Consider the following 21900-nt stretch of genomic DNA (forward strand, 5'->3'; position numbering starts at 1 on the left):
TCACAATTAATGCCTACAATAGATTTAGATATATATTTTGCATCTCAACTAGACCAAACTGAATTTATGAATGAGGTTTGCGAATATGGCTGTCTTATCTTAGAAATTATAGAATTTGGAGATTGATAACGATAATGTTAATTAAACATAAAAACCGTAGCATTGCTGCTATTTTAGCCTTTTCTGGTACACTGACAATCTCAGGATTACATAAATTTTACCTGGGACAACCATTCTGGGGGATTCTGTATGTTTTGTTGTCTTGGACACCAATTCCTAAGGTAGCTAGTGCTATTGAGGGAGTTTGGTATTTAGCTCAAGATGAAGAAGCTTTTGACCGAAATTTTAATTTAGGTAAGTCAACAGCCAAGGTTTCACAACAGACAAGTAATCAAGTAGAATCAATAGCGAATGCGGTACGTGAGTTAGATGCTCTCCGCCAAGATGGTTTAATTTCTGAGTATGAATTTGAGCAAAAACGTCGCCAGATGCTAGACCAGATTTCTTGACGCAAGCAATAATAATGAATAACTGGCTACCTCTAAATCTGAAATTGCAAAAACTCCGCGTTAAGCTGCTGAATGATCCCTACTATCGTTTACAGTCTGGGGAAGAAATTGAGATGGCTGCACAGTTGGGAATGCGTATTGATGCTAATCAAGCAACGGTTGATGATTGGCTACGTTTACCGGGGTTGTCTATTCATCAAGGGCGATCGCTAGTCGAACTCTCTCGTTCTGGTGTGAGGTTCTATTGTATTGAAGATATTGCAGCAGCTTTGTGTGTTCCAGTACAACGGGTGCAGCCACTAAAACCATTGCTAAATTTTAGTTATTATGACGATGAATCTATAGATCAGCCGACTTATTTGGTTAACCCAAATACAGCAACGGCAGAGAGTCTGGCAAAAATTCCTTTTATAGATTTATCTTTAGCCCAAGCGGTGCTACAAAATCGCCTCACTGCGGGGCCTTACCGTAATCTGGTTGATTTTCAGCAACGACTAGAATTATCTGGGGATGCGATCGCTCAGTTAATGTATTATCTGCGGTTTTAGGTAGGAGGCAGGAGGCAGGAGGCAGGAGTCAGGAGGCAGGAGTCAGGAATCAGGAGTCAGGAGTCAGGAGGCAGGAGTCAGGAGGCAGGAGTCAGGAGGTAGGAGTCAGGAGGTAGGGAGTAGGAGGTAGGAGGCAGGAGGCAGGAGGTAGGGATTAGGAAGGAGAAAGATAGATTCCTCTTCATTCCTCTATTACCAGTCCCTAATAGCTAAATTAACCCAATGCGGTTGAAAGGCCAGAAGCGGAAAGTTGCACGACCGATAAGATTTTTTTGAGGTAAAAAGCCCCAGTAGCGAGAGTCATTACTATCGTTTCGGTTGTCTCCCATGACAAAAAATTCATTTTCTGGAACTGTGACGGGTGGGAAGGGCTGATTTGGTGGTTCTGCGATGTATTTTTCTTGTAGGGGTTCACCGTTGAGGTAAACTTTTCCTTTGGCTACACTAATCACCTCTCCTGGCATCCCAATTACCCGTTTAATGAAGGCTTGGTTGGCTTCATATCCCCGACGTTGCAGTTCTGGAGGTGATTTAAAAACGACGATATCACCAGTTTTGGGAAGATGAAACCGATAGGATACTTTTTCGACTACTAAGCGATCGCCTGTTTGTAAGGTGGGGTACATTGATTCTGAAGGAATTAACCGGGGTTCGGCGATAAATGTCCTAATCAGAAGTGCTAAGGTTAGTGCGATCGCTACTAAAGTAAAATTTTCCTGCCAAGCACGCCATGTTTTTGAAGGTGCGGAAGTTTCTTTAATATTATTTTCAGGGGGATTCATAGAATTTTGCAGCTAGTTTAAATTTGGAACTATCTTGACGATTGTGACTTTAAAGGTAGGATTATTAGTAATTTTGCTTCTGTGCGAACCCATACAAATAATCTAGTAATTACGGATTTTATCAAAAAGAATACAGAATTAATTATCTCCTAATTTCGGATGTATAATCAGGTTTAAGGCTGCCACCAAATAGTCTTTAATTACTAGCAAGTATGAATCCCCCATTTATTAATTTATTCTGACTCCTGACTGGTCACTGAGCTTGTCGAAGTGCTGACTTCTGGCTCCTTCTCCAAAGTTTCATCTATATTACCATTTAAATTTGATTCTACTTTAGCGGTAATTACTTCTGTGGGACGAAGAATTTTTTCACCCCAACAAAAGCCACGACGGACTATTTTAGTAATTGTTTGGTCTGGAACATCAGTTCTTTCTTCTCGATCAATGACGCGACATAGGTTAAAATCCGGTTCTGTACCTACTTGTAATTCTATAGGTATGAGTTGACGTTTTCCTAATACACTCAGAAATTTCCGATTAACTGCGGCTACAGAACGGGGTAAGCGTTCTATAAATTCTGGACTAGGATTGGGATTATTTTCTAGATAGGTTAATAAAGCTTCTAATGCATCAGCAACTTCTAAAAGTTCTAAAAAAAAATCTTCAGTTTGGGCTGCGGTTTGAGTTTGTTGTTCTCGTAGTGATTGCTGTAAAGTAACGTTTTCTTTTTTGATTTCACCAATTTGAAGCATGAGCAAATCACGCAATTCTTGGCTGATAAAATAGGTAGGATTTAAGTCAGACACGGGTTATCTCTTTAGATAATATTGCTAAAATTTTGTTAGCCCAAGTATTGACTTGGGGGTGAGTATGATTACTCAACGACTCAGCAAGAGCGATCGCTCTTTGTAATTGTCCACCCATTTGATAGGCTTTAATTAGCCACATTGTAGCTTGTAGATATTCTTGGCTATTATGTTTTTTACAGCCTTGGCGGTAGTCTTCCAAGTATTTTGTCGCTTTGGGGTAACGTCCCTCTTTACAAGCTGCCACTCCTTCTGTAAATAGTTGTGATAAGGGAATCGGTAAAGGTTGTCTTTTGATATTGTTTTGGCGGGTAGCTTGTGGGATGTCTTCTCTACGAGACGCTCCGCGAATGGCGGACATTGCGATCGCATCATCTAAGCCGTCAAATTCCGATAATAATACTAGAGTAGGCGCAGGTTTAGTCAAAACTGTCAAATCAGTATACTTAAATCGCTTAATAGTCGGCAATATCGGACGCAAATAGTCAGCAATAATTCTTTCTTCTGACTTCATCAAGCTCTTTTGCGCCTTAGCAATCACATCTACTGGATATAGTTTGCGCTTCATGGCTATTGCTACGGCTTTAGCAATTTCTGCTTTCGATGCGGCTTGAGATACACCTAAAATATCGTAGGGGTTATTTTCCATAATTTAATTAGAAGGGTATAAATAAAGCTGTATGGTAGTCCTGACTCCTGAATTTTTACAAAATCTTTAACAAAATTTCAGTCCCCGATAAACTTCTTGAAATGCAGGTTCATTTGGACAAATTTCGTAAGCCCAACGCCCTAATTGTAGCACTACTTCTGGGTCATTTAAACTACCGTCTTCTACACCTTTAATTAATAAATCTATAAAGAATTCAGCGACAATATAACGAACTCTATCACGTTTTGAATTTCTAGCTTTTTTAACCATTTCCTCATGCTGTCGAGTTTTAAATAAGCGATTAATTTCTTCTATTTCCTGGTCAAATTCAACGTTTTCTATGATGTCATTGACAACAGGATTATTGCCATCAATATTTTTAAGTTTCTGGAGTTTTGTCAGAGCTTGTTTTGAAGAAATTTGTTTATTAATAAGTTGTTGTCTAATTTCTTCTGCTTGATACTCAGCCAAGTAACTAATAGCAGATTGAGTATCTACAATATCATACCAAAATTCAGCAAATTCTAAATGTTCTTGAAACTCTGATATAATCTGACGCTGGGAATTACACAGTCGATCTATTTCTTGTTGCCAATCTTGATTATTTTTAATTTCTGCTTTTGCTTGTTGCCAAGGAGTAATTGCTTGTTGCCATTTGTGTTGTTGTAGATGATAACAACCTTCATGATAAGCAACGAAATTGTGAGCAAATTCTTCAACTTCAATAGTATGGTTACTAACAGGTTTAAGTTGAATTGCTCTTTCCCTATCTCCTTCTAAACAAGCAGCCACAGCTAATCCCCAATGAGTATAAAGGGAATGGAGAATTTTTTGACTAGAATGTATTTTATATACTATAGTACTCTGCCATTGGGAACTAAATTTTTGATAACAGCCAGGTGTGATAAATACTTCATTAATCTGCATTCCTGAATTGGCAGGTTCTCCCATAAATCTGAGAGTAACTATTTGCCAACGTAAGTAATCGCGCAAATTTAAATAATTTTCAATATTGGTATTTTTGATATGATCAATTGCTGCTTCTAAACACCGTTTTAATTCTAAAGATACAAAATTAAAATCAACAGCTTTATTTCCTAACCAAGGAATATTTTGGAGGCTAGAATCAGAGTTTAAATTAGCTATTGCAGTGGATAAAGCAATAATTAAATCAATCAGTTTATCAGGATTGCTTTGGGCATGGTAATAAGTTGCTACTGTCCAGTTATGTAGTGTGGTGATATTAGGATTAACAATCCAGATATTTTCCATTTTAGGAGCAATATTTTTCCAATCTGAGTCTTGCCAAACTGCGGCTTCTAAACTTGGTTGGATATGTTCTTTCAGATTAGTTTCGACTAAGGCGTTAGCACCAAATTTTTGAATAAATTCCCTACTCGCTGTTTTAGCTTTCTCCAATTGTTTAGACCTAACTAACTCTTCAATATTATGTAAAGACAATGAGTATTGATACTGAAAAACGTCCTGAATAATTGTTTTTTGCTCATTTATTGATACCGCAGATACGTTCTGCCATTCCCAATAAGCTAACTGTAAATTTGCTTGTTGAGCTAGTGCAAAACCACGCAAATAAGCCGCTTGTTGTCCTGATAAACCTTGTAAATAAGATAGTGCAGTTGCCCAATCTTGCATTTTAATTGCCACTATACCTAAGCGAATTTGGGACTCTTGAGGATTTGGTAAAAGTGATTGAGCATTTTTATATAAAGATTTAGCTGCTGGGAAATCACCTGCTTTTTCTGCTGTTAAACCTTGACGAAATAGTTCTCTACCTTTGACTGTAGATTTGAGTTTTTGGCGTAAATCAAGTCCGTCAGTGCGAGGGAAATTAGTCAAAGCGGAATCTAAAAGTACGATCGCTTCCTGTAATTCACCTTTAGACTCGGCTTGCTTTGCCTTGCGGAAGATAGATTTATAACTTTCTTCGAGAGGAACTTGGGTTAAAGCATCAGTAAAGGCTTGTTTGACTAACTCAGTGGTGTATAGTTTTTCAGCTTCTTGATAAATAGCGATCGCATTTTTAAAGAAGTAATTTTCTGCCTGTGACTGGGCTTGTTTGACCAAATCCTGAAATTGCTTGCGCCTTTGCAGTTCCTGTTGGCATTGCTGAATTGAGTACAATACTTGCTCATCTTCCAGAATTATACTATGTAAGCGATAAAGTGCGATCGCATCAGATATGCCTTGAGTGACGAAAGGATCACCAATATCATTCATCAAAATCAAATTAGCCCTAGCAGCCAATTTATCCGCCTCTGTAACTTGATTTTGCCACTCTACTAATTGTTTTTGCAACCTCTCTACAAGATTACCAATTAATATTTTACCAACTAAAACTTCCCAAAAATTGGGTTCTTCTGCCCACATATTTAGGGCTGTTTCCGCAGTAGTTACAGCTTCTCGCAGTTGCTTGTTTAGAGCCAATTTTTCAGCTTTCTGGCTTGCTTCCTTTACGGTGTCAAAGATACTCATTCAGTTTTCTCCTGACAGTTAGGAATTTTCAACTCCTCCCCCGGATCTATATAGTAGTTTTTCCGGTTTTCTAGTTCGGGATTAGCTTTAACTATAAGTTTCCAAGCACCACCTTGACCACATAATTTTAAAGCAATCAAACTCAGGTTATCTCCTGGTTTGACAGTATAAATAATATTTGGTTGTAATACAGGCTTATTTATCGGTGATATGCTGCTATTAACTACCGTTGGATTAGGGTTTAAAATAGTTGCATTATATAGACCAGATTGCAAAATTATAAAACTACTTCCCACTCCCAAACCAATACCTATAATTAACATTAACAAAGCCACTGCTAATGTCCAACCGCTCAATTTTATTTTGAGGGATTTTTTTTCTACCGATGGTAATTCTTGGAGTGTGCGAATTAGGGAAAGGTCAGTATCACAGTTAGGGCAAATATTGCTTTCAATATCTTGATATCCACAGACAGGACAATTAATTTTAGTATTCATCTTATCTTGTGATTCCTGTGACAATGCTATTATTGGGTAAGTCTTGATTGAGCCAATTCTGCACATCTGGTTGCAGTTCAATTAACAAATGTTCGGCTTCATTGCGATCACCATTTTCCATCGCTATCAATAGTCGGGAGAGTTTGTCAGACATAGCATTTGCTTGGGTTGGGGCGACGGGTTTAGCCTGTTGAATGGCAAGAATACAAGCTTGAATTACCTGTACTGGTTCTGGTAGGTTGCTCAGTTCACGTCTGACTTCTTCACTGTAATATTCCATCGCCGAGAGATTATTGCTATTAATAGCAGATGATAATTCTTGGCTCAAACTTTGCAGACGTTCTTGCTGTGGTTCAGGAATCATAAAATCGCAAAATTGGAGAATGCGATCGCAATCATTGATCTGAGTCTCAGCTTCCAGACGAGTTGGAGACATGGATACCTGGAATCTTTGCAGATTTTCTCCCGCACGTTCCCGTAAATCGCTGCGTTCTTCTCCCGTAATGGGATTAATAATTTGATTAGCTGACTGCACAACAGGTACTGCTAACTTCAAAGCTTCTTCCACACCGAATACAGTCAGGCTTTGGTGATTCAATTGTGCGATCGCATCCTCTAACTCTTTATATATTTTCTCATCAGCACGACCACGAGAAAAAATACAACTAACTTTCACAGTCGGATCATTTTTTAAAGTCGCTGTCATTCGCAAATCACTATTTTTTTCATCCAACTCTAAATACACTGTGATTTCCGTCCCGGCTGGATATTTTTCATCTAAACCCAACCATATTTCTCCAATTATTTCATAATTATTATCTTCATCCGGACTAAAAAATTGAAAATGAATCAAGCGTTGTCCTTCCGCCACAGTCTTAAAGGTGTGGGATGTTGTCACGGGTAAAATATCACCCCGATTAATCACTTTTGTATACTCACCATCAGCTAATTTAATGGCATAATCGCGGGACACCGTTGTGACTTTATCTGTTTGTCCAGCCGCCACAATTGCTGCACCTTCAGCCACTGCGTACATCGGACGGGGATGTAAAACCACTTTATTAGCACCAAAAGCCTCTTTAAGTTTGCGTTGTACCAAGGGAATTTGGGAAGAACCACCCACCAACAGCACCACATCCACCATTTCTAGGTGATATTCAGCATATTCCAAAGCTTGGCGGCAAATTTGCAGTGTTTTCTCTACCAACTCTCCAATCATTTCCTCAAATTGCTCACGAGTAATTTCCACCTCAACCGGAATCGCAATTCCCAACTCATCAAGCAATTGAGTAGAAGGGTTAATTTGAGCAGATTTCGCATTACTTAATTCCACCTTTGCCCGTTCTACTGCTATCTTTAAATCAGCCTTAAATCGCACCCGTTGATAATAGGGCATTTTAGCAATTAAGCCGTCAATATCGCCAATTTTTTCTTGTTGAGCAACTTGCTGAGTCACAAATTGAACCAAACGAGAGTCAATGTCATCTCCTCCCAACCATAAATCACCAGCTTTTCCCTGTTCAATAAATTGAGTTCCCGCTGCGGTAATGACTGAAGCGTCAAATGTCCCACCGCCAAAGTCATAGACTAAAATAGTCTTCACTTCATCGCTATTTGGTGAAAAACCATAGGATATCGCCGCTGCTGTTGGTTCTGGAAGTAGTTCTAAGGGAGTCAATCCAGCTTTAAGGGCGGCGGTGCGAGTAGCATAGCGTTGTTTATCATTGAAATAGGCAGGAATAGTAATCACAGCTTGATCAATGATTTCTCCAACTTTACCAATTCCTTGGCGATAAGCTTGGGTATTCTGCACCAACTTTTTGAGAATTTCTGCCGAAATATCCTCAGGTTGCAATTCTTGACTTCCTAACCACACAGCAATACTGTTGTCTGTTCCCTGGCTTGGTTGGGTAATTTTGTAGCCAAATTCCGACTTTTGTTTTTGAACTGCTAAATCGCCAAAACCCCTACCCATTAACCGCTTAATAGAAATAATTACATTTTCTGGGTCATGGCGTAGCTGGTTGTAAGCTTGATCTCCTACCAAAAATTTACCTTGGTCATAAGCAACCACAGAACGAGTGAGTTTCCGGTCTGGAGGCGTGTTATCGTTTGCTGTTACTACTTCCACTTCTGCTAACTTAAACGCAGCGACAGAGTTAGTCGTCCCTAAATCAATTCCTATTGCCTTACCCATTACTAATCTTCACCCTACTATGTATTGTTTTTAATGTACTAGGTAGATCGCCACTTTATCACCAAAGCAGTCTATTGAGTACTGAGTTTTGAGTAAGAACTAAAATTAACCCGAACTCAGGTTAACTAAATACCAATTTCAATTACAAATTCTGTACCCTTACCCAAAACAGAGTTACAAGTTAATTTACCACCATGAGTTTCTTCAACAATTTGCCGAGCGATCGCTAACCCCAACCCTGTACCTTTACTTACAGCTTTTGTAGTAAATAAATGATCAAATATTTTTTGTTTGACTGATTCACTCATTCCCATTCCATTATCTGCAATGGCAATTCTTACGAAATTATCTACTATTGAAGTTGTAATTATAATTTGGTTAGGATAACTTCTGATTTCTGCAAATGTACGTCTCTTGTTTAATTCTTCTAAGGCATCAATAGAATTTGCTAACAAGTTCATGAATACCTGATTTAATTGACCAGGAAAACATTCAAATTGGGGTAAATTGCCGTAGTTTGTGATAACTTCAATAGCGGGACGTTGTTCATTAGCCTTGAGGCGATGTTTTAAAATTAAAATCGTACTATCAATACCTTGGTGAATATTAAACGGCACTTTGTAGTCTTTATCAGCACGAGAGAAAGTTCTCAAACTGGTGCTGATATTTGTAAGCCTGTCGCACGCCATCACCATTGAATCAATCATCTTAGGTAAGTCTTCTAAAGTATAATCCAATTCAATTTCTTCGGCATGATCTTTGATTTCCTCATCTGTACTGGGTGGATTTGCTTGATATAATTTCAAGTGTTCAACAATATCTGCAACACTGGGTTTAGCTTGTTGGAGACTGGCATAAATAAAGCCCAAAGGATTATTCATTTCATGGGCTACCCCTGCAACTAAATTACCCAGGGCTGACATTTTTTCACTTTGGATAATTTTTAATTGCGCTTGTTGTAAATCCTGTAATGCTTGTTGGGATTTTTGATAAAGTCTGGCATTTTCTAATGAGATGGCAACTTGAGAAGAAAGTAGATTAATAACTTGCAGACGTTGATTAGTAAAGACCCCAGTTGTAAGTTCATTTTCTAGGTAGAGAATAGCAACCAAATGCCCTTGATTAATAATTGGTGTGCATAATACACTTTTTGGGCGATGCTCTAGGATATATTCCCCAATCACCCCAGAGATAGCTGTTTGGCAATTATCTATGACAATTGTTTCTTGAGTATTCTTGACATAATTGATAATTTTTCTGGGGATATCTTCACAAGTATCTAGTGCTTGTGGGTCAAGGATAGTTTGTATTTGAGCTTGGGGATTAATAAAGGTAATTGCTCGGACTTGCCAGATATCTTCTTGGGGGAGAATGAGGATGGATTTTTTCGCCCCGGAGTTTTCCAGAATAATTTGGGTAAGACTGGTAATGAGTTGATCTAATTCGATGCTGCTAGAAATAGTTTGAGCAGCTTTGAGGATAGAAGTAAAATCTAGGACATCAGAAATATTGGTACTAGCTGTCGTCGAAGCGTGAGTGGATGAGGAAGTTCCACGAAAGGCGATCGTTTCTAGGGTGTTGAAATTGATTTGTTGCTGTTGCAGGATGGGTTGTAGTAGTTCGGGGTAGCGTTTTTCTAAGTCGTCGGTTTTGGCTTTGGCTCCCCAACGAGCATAACAATAGTAAGCTTCTTGCATATATGCTTGGGCGACTTTTTCTTTGCCCCAGTCAAGGTAGAATTTAGCGGCGAGTTCATTAGCTAGGGCTTCATCTTGAATGAATTTGTTGGTTTTTGCACTGGCAATCGCTTTGTCATATAACTCAATTGCTTCGCTTTTCTGTCCCCAGACTCTGTATTTTTCTGCCTCTACTAAAATATATTTATGTTCAAAGTTCATAGGTGTATGAAGCGCCCATTCCTGCATAAATTTTTGATTCACATCTACTTGATTTAGCAGAGATTGACAATGGCGATCGTCTACGGAAGAGGGAAGCAAATCAATACACCGAGCCAACAGAGCCAGAGAATAGTAAAAATTATGTATACCAACAGTTACCCCAATAGCAGCATCAGCATAATTTGCTGCATTTACTGCTGATATCACTGCCGCTGCATCATCCTCAAATAAATAGCTGAGAATGCACTTAGCCAAATAGACCGCAAATGGTAGTGAGCGATCGTTCCCTGAACAAAAAACAGGTAAAAGCTCGATTTCATCAAAATTTTTACCTGACAATTGCTGTGGATCAGTAACATCTCCCAGTAAATTTGAGACAAGTTGCTGCCAAATTTTGGCATTATGAAGGGAATGATCTTGTTTAATTTTCAGCAAAACCTCAAGAGCTGCATCTTGTCTTTTTTGCACCTCTGCTAGTGGCTCTCCAACTATAAAACGATGAGTACAACTATGTGTTGTGGCATAACTAGCGTACTCAATATCTCCGATTTCAAAACCAATTTGACTAGCTCTCACCAATGGCTCAATAGTATCAATTAGGGGTTGCTTCCAAGGTCTAATAAAAACATTAAATAAATTGTTGACTTTACATTCTAATTCTCTTGCCGGAAAATGCTCCAGAACTTTCAAAGCAAGTAATCCAGAATAATATCCTTTATCTAAATCTTTCTCAAATCCACACAGCAATATGCCGTAAAACACATAGGCAAAAGCAGTCAGCGATGTGTGTCCTTGTTTTAAACTCAGATCAATCATTGTCAAGACAATCTGTGATAAAAGCTTTGGTTGTGTTGTATAGGCTGGGGAAAAAATTGCCATCAGGATACGCATGATAGCAATTTGATGGACATCTAACATCATTGGTAATGATTCTATCTCCGCCAGTTTCGGCAACTCAATTGCTGAAGATATAGGTGCATGATTTAAATCGACTTCTAGAAGTTCCAAAGCCAATATTCCTACAGCCAGTGCTTTTGGCATTTCTGACTGAGCCATATACATTTGAATTTGTACTTCATAGACTTTGACACGATCTAGTAGGCTATTTGCGTGTTCTAAAACAAAGTTAGCTAAGGTTTGTGCATAGGCAAAATTGATGTTGAGATATTCTGCTTTAACCGCAGCTTTATAGAGTGATAGAGTTAACTGATACTGGCTTTGCCAGCTATCAACACCTAGTAAATTAATCCCATGATCAAAATATTTGGCGGCAGCAATATAGGCAGTTGAAGCAAGAGCTTTGCATCCAGCGATGAGATTCAATTGAGCCAATTGATTTCTTTTTTCTTGAAGCGTAATTAGCTCTATACTCATATTCAAATGATTGACAATATCAAAAATCTTTTCTTCTTGTTTTTCCTGGGACACGTTATTTAATAATAATTGCCCAATTTTGAGATGAGTTGCTTGTTTGTGATCTTCAGGAATTAATAAATAGGCTGCTTGTTGGATGCGATCATGTAAAAATTTGTAGGTAACAGTCTGTTGATTTTTTCGAGTAATTTCTGTATTTTCTTGCCCAATATAAAATTTATAAACATCGCTGAACGGTAAAATCAACCCTTCTTGTAATGCTTTCCACAAAGCAGTAGCAGTTTCGATTGATGATTGTTGGGAAATAATTGCTAGTGTTTCTAAATCAAATTGATTACCAATACAAGCTGCTAACTGCAATGTATTTTGAGTTGATAGAGGTAGTTTTTGCAATTGAGAACTCATAAAAGCCACAACATCATCTGTACCCAAGTGCTGAGTAACTTGTGCTATGTCACACTGCCAACAACCAATATCAAAATTAAATTGAATTAGCCCATCTTGATGTAATGCTTTGAGAAACTGAGTAGCAAAAAATGGATTTCCTTGAGTTTTTTGAAATATCTTTTCAGAAAGATTCCATGCTAAATTTTCTGGACATTTCAGTGTGTCAGCAACTAATTGATTTACTTTTATTTGACTTAAAGGTGCTAAAGCAATCGTATTAATTATTACTTTTGCTTTTTCAATTTCACTCAAGGTTAATATCAATGGATGTGCTGAGTTAACTTCATTATCACGATATGCACCAATTAACAAAAGATGTCCTGTATCAGTCATTAGTAATTGCATTAACTTCAGCGATGCTGAATCTGCCCATTGCAAATCATCTAAAAATATTACTACTGGATGTGCAGCAGTAGTAAAGACTTGGATAAATTTTTGGAATAATAAATTAAATCTATTTTGTGCAGCAGTTCCGGATAATTCTGGCGCTGGTGGTTGTTGACCAATAATGCGTTCTAATTCAGGGATGACTTCAATAATTACTTGTCCATTTTCACCAACAGCTTCTAATATCTTGCTTTTCCAATATTGGATTTGGGCATCACTTTCTGTTAATAATTGCCACATTAAATCTCTAAATACTTGCACAAAGGCACTAAAAGGGATATTGCGATTAAATTGGTCAAATTTGCCTTTGATAAAATAACCGCGTTGTCGCACAATTGGTTTATGAACTTCGTTGACAACTGCTGTTTTACCAATCCCTGAAAACCCAGCAACCAACATCATTTCAGTTGCACCCTGACTGACTCGCTCAAATGCTTGTAGTAGGATTTCTACTTCGGTTTCTCTACCATAGAGTTTATCAGGAATGATGAAGCGATCGCACACATCTCTCTGTGCAATTGCAAAATGCTGAATTTCACCCATTTCTATGAATTGAGTTAAACAATTTTCTAAATCATATTTCAAGCCTAAAATACTTTGATAGCGATCTTCGGCATTTTTCGCCATCAATTTCATTACAATATCTGACAATACTTGCGGAATCTCTTCACTTTTAATTTTTGACTTTTGATTTTCAACTTCCCGAAGAGATAGTGGTACTTTGGCAACATGGCAATGTATCAACTCCATTGGATCATTTGAGATAAAAGGTAAATCTCCTGTGAGTAATTCATAGAAAGTTATACCCAAAGAATAAAAATCTGTCCGGTAGTCTATGCCCCGATTCATTCGTCCGGTTTGTTCGGGAGAAATATAAGCAAGTGTCCCTTCTAAGACATTGGGATTGATCAGTGTTTGAGTTTCTCTTGGTAGTAGAGATGCGATACTAAAGTCGATTAATTTAACTTGTTTGGTTTCAGGATTAATTAATATATTGCTGGGTTTGATATCTTTATGAATAATTCGCTCGCGGTAGAGTATATCTAAGGCGTTGCAAAGTGCGATCGCTATTTGTAAAAATTCTTGTAGAAGTATGATATGTCGTGTGTCTACAGAGGCAAAATAATCTTTTAGGGAAATCCCTCCAAAGTCTTCCATCACTACTGCATAGCCATTTTGGTAGAGTTCTAGGCTATAAGTTTGGACAATTGGAGGTGATTTGAGATTTTTAGCAATGGTGTATTGATTGCGAAACGATAGGAGTTCGCTGAAACTAGGATACGGATTTTTCAGTAGTTTAATCACTACTGGTAAGCTATCAGTTTCTCGAACTGCTCGATAAACCATGGTTCTCGAACCATTGTAGAGTTCTTCGCTGATCTGATATCCGGGAATACTGACAAAGTTGCTAACCATATTGCTAAATCTTTAGAACTTCTAGATTTAGTATTCCCAGATATATGTTATGAAGTCACAAGAGCTAGAATTTAGGCGGGAATTTCAATTGCAAATTCTGTACCCTTAGCCAAAATAGAGTTACAGGTTAATTTTAGAACAATTATACTAAAAACGGGTTAAAAGTGTCATTCTGTAGCTTGCTTCCCGCAGGGTACGAAGTGAAGAATCTCCGAGATACTTCCCTGCACTACGTTACGGTCAGTATGACATAAGTCCAAGTTTGACCCGTTTGCAGTATAACAATCACCAACCTAGACTTGTAGGCTGCTCATAAACACGCTTTAATGTATTTATATCTCTAATAGAAATAGATGGTGGTTGACGAACCTGAGAAAAATAAAGTGCATCAGTTTGGAGAGGACTATGACCCCAAATTCCTAATGCGTGACCAAGTTCATGACGTGCTGCTGCTTGCACATATTCCCCTGTCTGACTAGGACTCAGCAAAATAGTGAAGCGGTGAGATAACACATTATTAGTTGTGTATAACTGATATGTAGTTAAAGCTGAACGCGCACGGGGAATTTTTTGGGGTGACAACTGAAGCGGTGGGGCTTTTCTGATGATGGTAATATCAGATTCTGCCTGTTTTACTACCTGCAAAGGTAAATAAACACTCCACTCTTGTACAGCTTGTAAAACGCTATTAACCCATACTTGCGCCTGTTTTTCACTAATTCCTGTTGGTGTGTCTATCTTCACTTGCACAGGAAAACGCGACCAAATTAGATAACCAATTTTCGTGGGTGTAATTTGGTCAAAATAATCACTGCTATTAGTTTGATCTTGCCAATTTTCAAGATTGGGTGGTAAAGGATGGACTTTTTGTATCAAATTTGTCTTGATATCTAAATTATTATTCGGGTCGTTTATAGAGATTTTTCCGGCTATATCTTGACTAAATTCAGTTTCTGCGACGGATTTATTCAAAATAGCTTCAGTCTGAAAGTTAGTAAAAATAACTAACAGTCCTGTAATTATTATTAAAGTCAGGACTGCTAATAACCGCCGCCAAAATATTTTATTTCGGGTTTTGTATATCAATATTTGGGTAATTTTCCCCATTTTTACTTATTTAGGCAACCAATTAGCACTTAAAACTACAGTTAAACCCATAAAAATTACTACTAAAGCCCAAGTAATTCTATTTAATGTATTTTCTGCACTTTTGGTACTGCTGAACAATTGTGCTTGTCCACCAATTGCCCCAATACCATCACCTTTAGGACTATGGAGTAAAACTAGAATAATTAAACCTAAAGCAGAAAAAGCCCAAATACCTTGCACGATGTTAGTAAGTGTCATAAGTAATTCAAAAACAAAAATTATTAGACCAAATATAAATTATAACGGCTAAGGACTATTATCCCCTCTCTAGTGTAAAATTACTTATCTTCTTCCTTCTTCACTTCGCGTCCTTTGCGTCTTCGCGGTTCATTTAATCCTTATTCTTTTAGACCCGCCAAAGACATCGCTCAAAACTGCAAATTCAAAAAGAAAACAGTTAACTTTGTCATCGTTAACTGTTCATCTTTCACTATTTTACAAACCTATTTGTGCAGGGGTGCGAATAGGTTTCAAGTCATATTCTGCCGGTTTTAGCAGTGATATCCCTGTCATTTCTGATGGCTGGGGTAGCTGTAAGATATCCAGAATAGTGGGGGCAATATCTGCTAACTTGCCATCATCTCGCAGTTCCACATCTGTGCCATATCCTGGTATTTTGACTTTTTCGCCTTCTACCAAGATTAAGGGAACTGGGTTAGTAGTGTGCGCTGTCCAAGGATTACCGTCTTCATCTAGCATATATTCCGCGTTACCGTGGTCAGCAGTAATAATTGCTGTGCCGCCAGCTTTGCTGATAGTTTCGAGGAGACGACCTAAACAGCGATCTACGGTTTGAATGGCTGTAACAGTAGCTTCTATCTGTCCTGTATGCCCTACCATGTCTGGGTTGGCATAATTCATCACCATGAGGGAGTAGATGCCCTTCTTGATGGCTGCGATCGCAACTTCTGTCACTGCTTGGGCTGACATTGCTGGTTCTGTGTCATAGGTCGCTACCATTGGACTGCTGACTAGTTCCCGATCTTCACCTTCACAAGGTTCTTCTAATCCACCATTAAAGAAGTAGGTGACGTGAGCATATTTTTCGGTTTCGGCGGTGCGAAACTGTTTTAAACCTTGATTAGCGATGACTTGCCCTAAAATATTATTCAGATTCTGTGGTGTGAAAGCCACGGATACTGGTAATTCAGGATCATACTGGGTAAAAGTCACAAAGGACAGCGGTGTAATTTGCTGCCTTTCAAAACCTGCAAATTTGGGACTGACAAAGGCTTGAGTTAATTGTCTGGCGCGATCGGGGCGGAAATTGAAAAATATGACCCCATCACCTGGTTCTACTGCACCAGGTGCAATACGAATTGGCTCAACAAACTCGTCAGTTACACCTTTGGCGTAGGATTCTTTTAAGACCTCTACCGCCATGAGTCCATTTCCTGCACCATCTTGTGTCATAACATCATAGGCGCGTTGGACTCGATCCCAACGGTGATCGCGATCCATTGCATGATAACGACCGCTAATAGTGGCTATCTGACCAATACCGACGCTATCTATATAATCTTGCAGTTTCTGGATTGCTTTAATACCCTCAGATGGGGCAGTGTCACGTCCATCAGTAATGGCGTGAATACAAACTTTTGGAAGTTGCTCTTTTTTGGCTAAGTCAAGTAGTCCAAATAGGTGGGTAAGATGCGAATGTACCCCACCCTCAGAACAAAGGCCGATGAGATGCAACTTGCCATTGCGAGAGCGGACTTCCTGGCAAATTTTGACAAGTGCTGGGTTGGCGGCTAAAGAACCGTCTTCAACAGCATCAGAGATGCGTACCAGTTCTTGGGGAACCACTCTTCCAGCGCCAATGTTCAAATGACCAACTTCCGAGTTGCCCATTTGACCTTCTGGCAACCCTACGGCTTTGCCTGATGTGCGAATGAGGGTGTGGGGATAGGCTGCCCATAAACTGTCCATGATTGGAGTTTTAGCAGCAGCGATCGCGTTTCCTCGCTTGTCCTCACAGTAGCCCCATCCGTCTAAAATGACTAGCACCACAGGAGCAACAGGTGCTTTGGTCATAGTAAAATTGCCCTTTACTTTTTGTAATAACCGAATGATACCATTGCTAACCAACTCTGGAGGTTAATTTAAGAAGGAAAAAATCTAAAATCTCAAATTTTGTTAAGTATTTATAGTTCTAAATCATCACTGAGGGTCTTCTCAGAGTCTTCAATGGACTGTGTTAATCTTTACAAGAACAGTGCAGAAATCAAGCTCTTGCCTGCCTATTTTGCAACTCCTAAGAGCGAATACTATTTTAAAGTATCCCGTGCGGCAGCACGAACAATCCTATTGGGGTCTTGCGTTAGTTGTTGGCGAATATCGGGGTCAGTATTCGGGTTTTGAGCGATCGCATATCTTTCTGGCCAAAACCAAGATCTATAGTATCTTGCCAAAAATGAACTAGGTATCCGAGGATTCATCAGCACCAAAAACCGAGAAAATGATGGTCGCTCAGGAAATTTGAGACATCGATCTAAAAAAGGAATCGCCGCTTCTGGTTCTTGAATCAGTAAACTTTTAATAGCAGCTAAATTGAGTGGATTAAAGTGAAATCCTCCACGTCCTCCGGGTTGAGTAGCTAACTGAATTAGTAAATCTTTTGGCGCACCAGGGTTTTGAGCAACTGCTAGAGGTAATCTTCGATCTGGATGCTCAGTAAATCTAGTTAGAATCTCGGCAGGAGTTTTCGGATGTTTAGCTACAGCCAATCTGACAATTAATTTATCGTCAGCTAATCTTGCCAGAATTGAACCATCAACGTTGGGATGTCGAACAACTTTAGCTCTCACAGCAGTATGCTCACTATTTGCTAGTTCTAGTAAATCTAATGAAGATAAATTTGGATTTTCCAAAGTTGCTAATTGTTCTCTAAGTATCGAATCAAGTTTAGGATTTGCCATAGCGGCTGCTCTAACTTCTGGATTGCGATCATCAATTAAATTATCTAAAGAATTGTGAGCAATATTGTGATGACTAGCTACCAAAACTCTTACACGCTGGATTGGATGCTCCACTAATTTTGATAGGATTTGCGGTGAAGTTCTTGGGTCGTTCGCTAGAATTACACCATAGTATTCTAAATTAGAAAATTTAATAAACATTAGATTCTGGTCTTTATATCTACCTCTATCAAAATCCATAAGCATATTTCGTAGGCGGGATCTTCTGTTTCTCGAACCCCTTTTCTGTATCAAGTCAAGTAAACATAGATTAATTGTTGGGTTATCTATGGGAATATATCTTATTTTAAACCACCAATTTCTATCTTCTAAATTTGCAAATAGAGTATTTAAATCGGCAACTATGGGGTTAATTTGATTGGCAGCAAAGTTATTCGATAATTTCGTACTATTTATTGGCATCGTTCCCGGAAGTAAATCGAAAACTATTGATTCTCGCTGTTTTAAATAAGTAATACATTCAGTGATTAATTGAGAAACTCTGGGGTGGTTTTCAAGATTATCTAAGATCGGTCGGGGTGTGTCAGCAGAAGAAATAATCTTTAATAAAGTACTTATATATTCGTGTACTGAATTTTGATTTAAATAAGGTAAAGTACTTTCATCAATTGCTCCTGCGTACCACAATCGCAGTTCAATTTCTTCTGCATTAATAATTAAACTAGGTAGTTGGGTTCTATCGATTTTTTCTTCAGCTAGATCGCGCCATCCAGTTTCCAATTCTCCCGCATAATTAATATGTAGCTTTGCTGCTTCAGCAACAAAAGAAAAGCTGTTTTTTGCACGGTTATCGAGTACTTCTTTGGGTGTTTTTGGATGATTGGCAATAATATTGAGAATTCCTGTAAATGTCTCAAGCTCAGATGCTGCTTTTAAAAAGTTTGTCGATATATCTGGCAATTGCACCAATTTAAACATCAGCCTACGTGGAATAAAAAGAATGAGATTTGGTTTCTTATTTAAAGCAACCTGATCCCAGAAAATAATGTCATCATTGGGACAATCAAGACGTAAATGAGCAAGTTCTACAACAATATCCTCACCAGATGTTGATAAATCCAATAGTTTTTTTCTAGAAGTATTCTGATGACTGGCTATAACAATTAAAATCTCTCTCCATTTCCAAAATTCTTCAAAGGAGAATGTATGCATATACCCTATATTCATCCGAAGATACTTAATACCATATTGTTGCTCTAGAGAGAAGTGTCCAAAATAGTCATTATTCCGAATACGCTTAAGATTAGTCTCACAAATGCCAACAGCAAATTCTAGAAAAGATGTTGGTGTATTAGATGCACAAACCAGCTTGAAGAGTAATTTTTTCTCAAACCTGTGAGTAAAATTGACATTTTCCAGAATTGATAAATTATAAGCCGGATTGCTAAAAAACTCTTCAGGAAACAGATATGCTAGTCCAATTAACCTTTGTGTTGGTGTATTGGGATTACTTGCGAGTGATCTTTGCATTTCCACATCTTTGTTAATTCTGGCTTTTAGGAAAAGTTCTCCTAATAAACTACTATCAGCCACAGAGTTAGCTGCAACTAATCTCGCAAGATCATCATTAATTGCAGCTAGTTCTCGTAATCTTTGTGGTGAAGTATTAAGATTAATTGCTTCTTGCTTAATTAAATCAAGTGACATTAACTTGATAAACCTTTTTTATTGGGGTATGGTTTTCAGGCATTTTTTCTACAGTAAACCCGTAGGTTGAGTTGAACAAAGTGAAACCCAACATCTACAGAATTTTCAAGTGTTGGCTTTCGTTTCTCAACCCAACCTACCTCTAAGTTGTTCAAATCGGTAAATTATTGGGATCAATACCCTGGGATTTTAAATAAGCTATTAGCCGTTCTTTCTCCTGGCGTTCTTGTTCAGCCAGTTGACGTTCTTCTGCAATCTTTTCTACAGACCAAGGTAACAAATTACCTGCTTTATCCCACCATCTTAACCAATACCCTGTTCTAGCTTCTTTTTCTCCTCTCCAAGTTCCCAAAAATAAACCCATTGTATCAATCCAATGCAGACCATTTTCATTCGGTTGCTTTAATTCGTAGCGACCATTTTCTAGTTGATAAAATTCTAATAAACCACCATCTGGATCAAAAATTACATAAATAGGAACTTGCAAAATTTGCTCATAAAAAAACCATTTTCCTGGTGGATATGTTCGCTTAACAGAATATTCTCCACCTTCCGTATCTGATAAAAATTCTATAACTATAGCCGGAACATCCCCTTCTAAATTGGGTGTGTAACTTTTGCGCTCCGGTATAATCTCTTTAACTGCGGGAATATATAGCCAATCAGGTGCTTTGGCGATAAATTGACCGTCTAATGTGGCACACAAACCAAAATTTGAGGCTATCAACATCTGTGGCTGAATAAAACCCGCAATTTCTAAGCTTTCTCGCAAAGCACCAGCCAATATTGGCGGTCCTGTATTTTCCACTGGTTCATCCTCTAACTGAAAATCATCGGGTAAGGCTTCCCAAGAGATTACCAGTTCAGTGGGAGATTTGATTTCACTGATTTGGGTTGCCATAAAGACTGCCTCTTGTTGATTTGTTTTTATTTTATCTGAAATACCTTCGCCAATTTACGAGGATGAGATGGGGATTGGGGACTGGGTAATTATAAGAAATTCTTTTCCCCTGCCTTCTGCCTCCTGCCCCCTGCCTCCTTAAAATTAAGCTCTACCACTACCAATAAAATACAACAACGCCATCCGCACGGCTACGCCACTGGTAACTTGTGATTGAATTAAGCTAAATTCAGGATCATCCATTAAGTCAGAGCTAATTTCTACACCCCGATTAACTGGGCCTGGATGTAAAACTTTGACGTTAGGTTTACACAGTTTGAGTTTGGCGCGGGTAATGCCAAATAGTTGATGATATTCTCGCAAACTGGGCAATAAATGAGCCGTCATGCGCTCTTTTTGTAACCGCAATGTCATGACATAATCGGCATTTTCTAAGGCTGGTTCTATTTGCCAATGGGTGAATAACTTGCCTGTGTTTGCTGCTTCACCTAAATATTCACTAAAGAATTTAGGTAATAATGTTGGAGGTGCAGCGAGATGAACTTCAGCACCACTGGCGATTAAACTCCAAATATTGGAACGTGCTACGCGAGAATGGAGAATATCGCCAACAAGAGCTATTTTTTTACCGTGTAATAGTTCAATGCGGGGTTGTACTGGGTCAATTAATGTACAAATGGTAAATAAGTCAAGTAATCCTTGGGATGGATGCTCATGTTGACCATCACCGGCGTTGAGGACGCTAACTTTGACACCTAAACGATCCATTTCTTGGGCGATCGCTTGCGGTACTCCCGCTTCTCGATGGCGAATCACCATAATATCAGTTCCCATCGCCAAATAGGTCTTCGCTGTATCGAGAATTGTCTCTCCCTTTGTCATGGAAGAAGTCGCAGCCGCAAAGTTGAGAGTATCCGCACTTAACCGTTTAGCTGCAATTTCAAAACTACTGCGGGTGCGGGTAGAGGGTTCAAAAAATAAATTGGCCACCACCTGTCCTTGTAAGGTAGGTACTTTCTTTGTTCTCCGTGATAGTACCTCTTGAAATGAGGCCGCAGTTTGCAAAACCGCGTTATATTCAACAGTTGTGAAGTCAGCCAGGGAAAGAATGTGATGACGATTCCAGTTAGTACTAGGCATAAATAACTATTAATTTCGGTTGTAGAGATTGATACTGAATGTTTCTCTACAGCTTGTGAATTTACATATGTAGACGCAAATA

The 21900-nt window shown here is 38.6% G+C and carries 15 protein-coding genes; 2 read left to right on the top strand and 13 right to left on the bottom strand.

The features are described 5' to 3' along the window. Positions 1-134 precede the first annotated feature (134 nt). Together VB713_RS07120 and VB713_RS07125 are read left to right on the top strand one after the other, a co-directional pair. Entirely contained in the window at positions 135-509 is a 375-nt protein-coding gene (locus VB713_RS07120) for an NINE protein (protein ID WP_323310869.1), read from the top strand. 14 nt (positions 510-523) lie between these two features. Continuing rightward, positions 524-1057, top strand: coding sequence for a ComEA family DNA-binding protein (locus VB713_RS07125; protein ID WP_323310870.1), 534 nt, complete (start codon positions 524-526; stop codon positions 1055-1057). A gap of 209 nt (positions 1058-1266) precedes the next feature. On the opposite strand, the gene lepB is transcribed toward VB713_RS07125, so the two are convergent. The 13 genes from lepB to VB713_RS07190 all read right to left on the bottom strand — a co-directional run bounded on the left by lepB (position 1267) and on the right by VB713_RS07190 (position 21818). Further along, positions 1267-1839 (bottom strand): signal peptidase I, encoded by a 573-nt coding sequence (gene lepB / locus VB713_RS07130; RefSeq protein ID WP_323310871.1) that lies wholly within the window; start codon positions 1837-1839, stop codon positions 1267-1269. Between the two features lie 233 nt (positions 1840-2072). Next, positions 2073-2645, bottom strand: coding sequence for a nucleotide exchange factor GrpE (locus VB713_RS07135; RefSeq protein WP_323310872.1), 573 nt, complete (start codon positions 2643-2645; stop codon positions 2073-2075). Next, positions 2638-3294, bottom strand: coding sequence for a molecular chaperone DnaJ (locus tag VB713_RS07140; RefSeq protein ID WP_323310873.1), 657 nt, complete (start codon positions 3292-3294; stop codon positions 2638-2640). The genes VB713_RS07135 and VB713_RS07140 overlap by 8 nt, the downstream gene beginning before the upstream one ends. A 66-nt stretch (positions 3295-3360) precedes the next feature. After that, positions 3361-5787, bottom strand: a complete 2427-nt coding sequence (locus tag VB713_RS07145; RefSeq protein ID WP_323310874.1) for a peptidase M, neutral zinc metallopeptidase site — start codon at positions 5785-5787, stop codon at positions 3361-3363. After that, complete coding sequence (locus VB713_RS07150) at positions 5784-6284, bottom strand: LysM domain-containing protein (protein WP_323310875.1); 501 nt, start codon at positions 6282-6284, stop codon at positions 5784-5786. Before VB713_RS07150 ends, VB713_RS07145 begins: the two co-directional genes overlap by 4 nt. 1 nt (position 6285) lies before the next feature. Further along, positions 6286-8481, bottom strand: a complete 2196-nt coding sequence (locus tag VB713_RS07155) for an Hsp70 family protein (RefSeq protein ID WP_323310876.1) — start codon at positions 8479-8481, stop codon at positions 6286-6288. A 125-nt stretch (positions 8482-8606) separates the two neighbouring features. Beyond that, positions 8607-14003 carry an ATP-binding sensor histidine kinase gene (locus VB713_RS07160; RefSeq protein WP_323310877.1) on the bottom strand — a complete coding sequence of 1799 codons (5397 nt, stop codon included), beginning with the start codon at positions 14001-14003 and terminating at the stop codon, positions 8607-8609. A gap of 285 nt (positions 14004-14288) precedes the next feature. After that, the gene (locus VB713_RS07165; RefSeq protein WP_323310878.1) at positions 14289-15110 is read right to left on the bottom strand and encodes a peptidase; all 822 of its coding nucleotides are present in this window, start codon (positions 15108-15110) and stop codon (positions 14289-14291) included. Positions 15111-15116: 6 nt separating this feature from the next. Then, positions 15117-15350, bottom strand: coding sequence for a preprotein translocase subunit SecG (gene secG / locus VB713_RS07170; RefSeq protein WP_015216141.1), 234 nt, complete (start codon positions 15348-15350; stop codon positions 15117-15119). A 237-nt stretch (positions 15351-15587) separates the two neighbouring features. After that, positions 15588-17186 carry a 2,3-bisphosphoglycerate-independent phosphoglycerate mutase gene (gpmI, locus tag VB713_RS07175; RefSeq protein ID WP_323310879.1) on the bottom strand — a complete coding sequence of 533 codons (1599 nt, stop codon included), beginning with the start codon at positions 17184-17186 and terminating at the stop codon, positions 15588-15590. A 233-nt stretch (positions 17187-17419) separates the two neighbouring features. After that, complete coding sequence (locus VB713_RS07180; protein WP_323310880.1) at positions 17420-19777, bottom strand: hypothetical protein; 2358 nt, start codon at positions 19775-19777, stop codon at positions 17420-17422. A 151-nt stretch (positions 19778-19928) separates the two neighbouring features. Continuing rightward, positions 19929-20678, bottom strand: coding sequence for a Uma2 family endonuclease (locus tag VB713_RS07185; protein WP_323310881.1), 750 nt, complete (start codon positions 20676-20678; stop codon positions 19929-19931). A 144-nt stretch (positions 20679-20822) separates the two neighbouring features. Then, a complete protein-coding gene (locus tag VB713_RS07190) occupies positions 20823-21818 on the bottom strand; it encodes an aspartate carbamoyltransferase catalytic subunit (protein WP_323310882.1) in 996 nt (331 codons plus the stop codon). Positions 21819-21900: the final 82 nt, after the last annotated feature.

Origin of the sequence: Anabaena cylindrica UHCC 0172 (genome assembly GCF_034931625.1) — a bacterium.
Taxonomy (GTDB): Bacteria; Cyanobacteriota; Cyanobacteriia; order Cyanobacteriales; family Nostocaceae; genus Anabaena; species Anabaena cylindrica_A.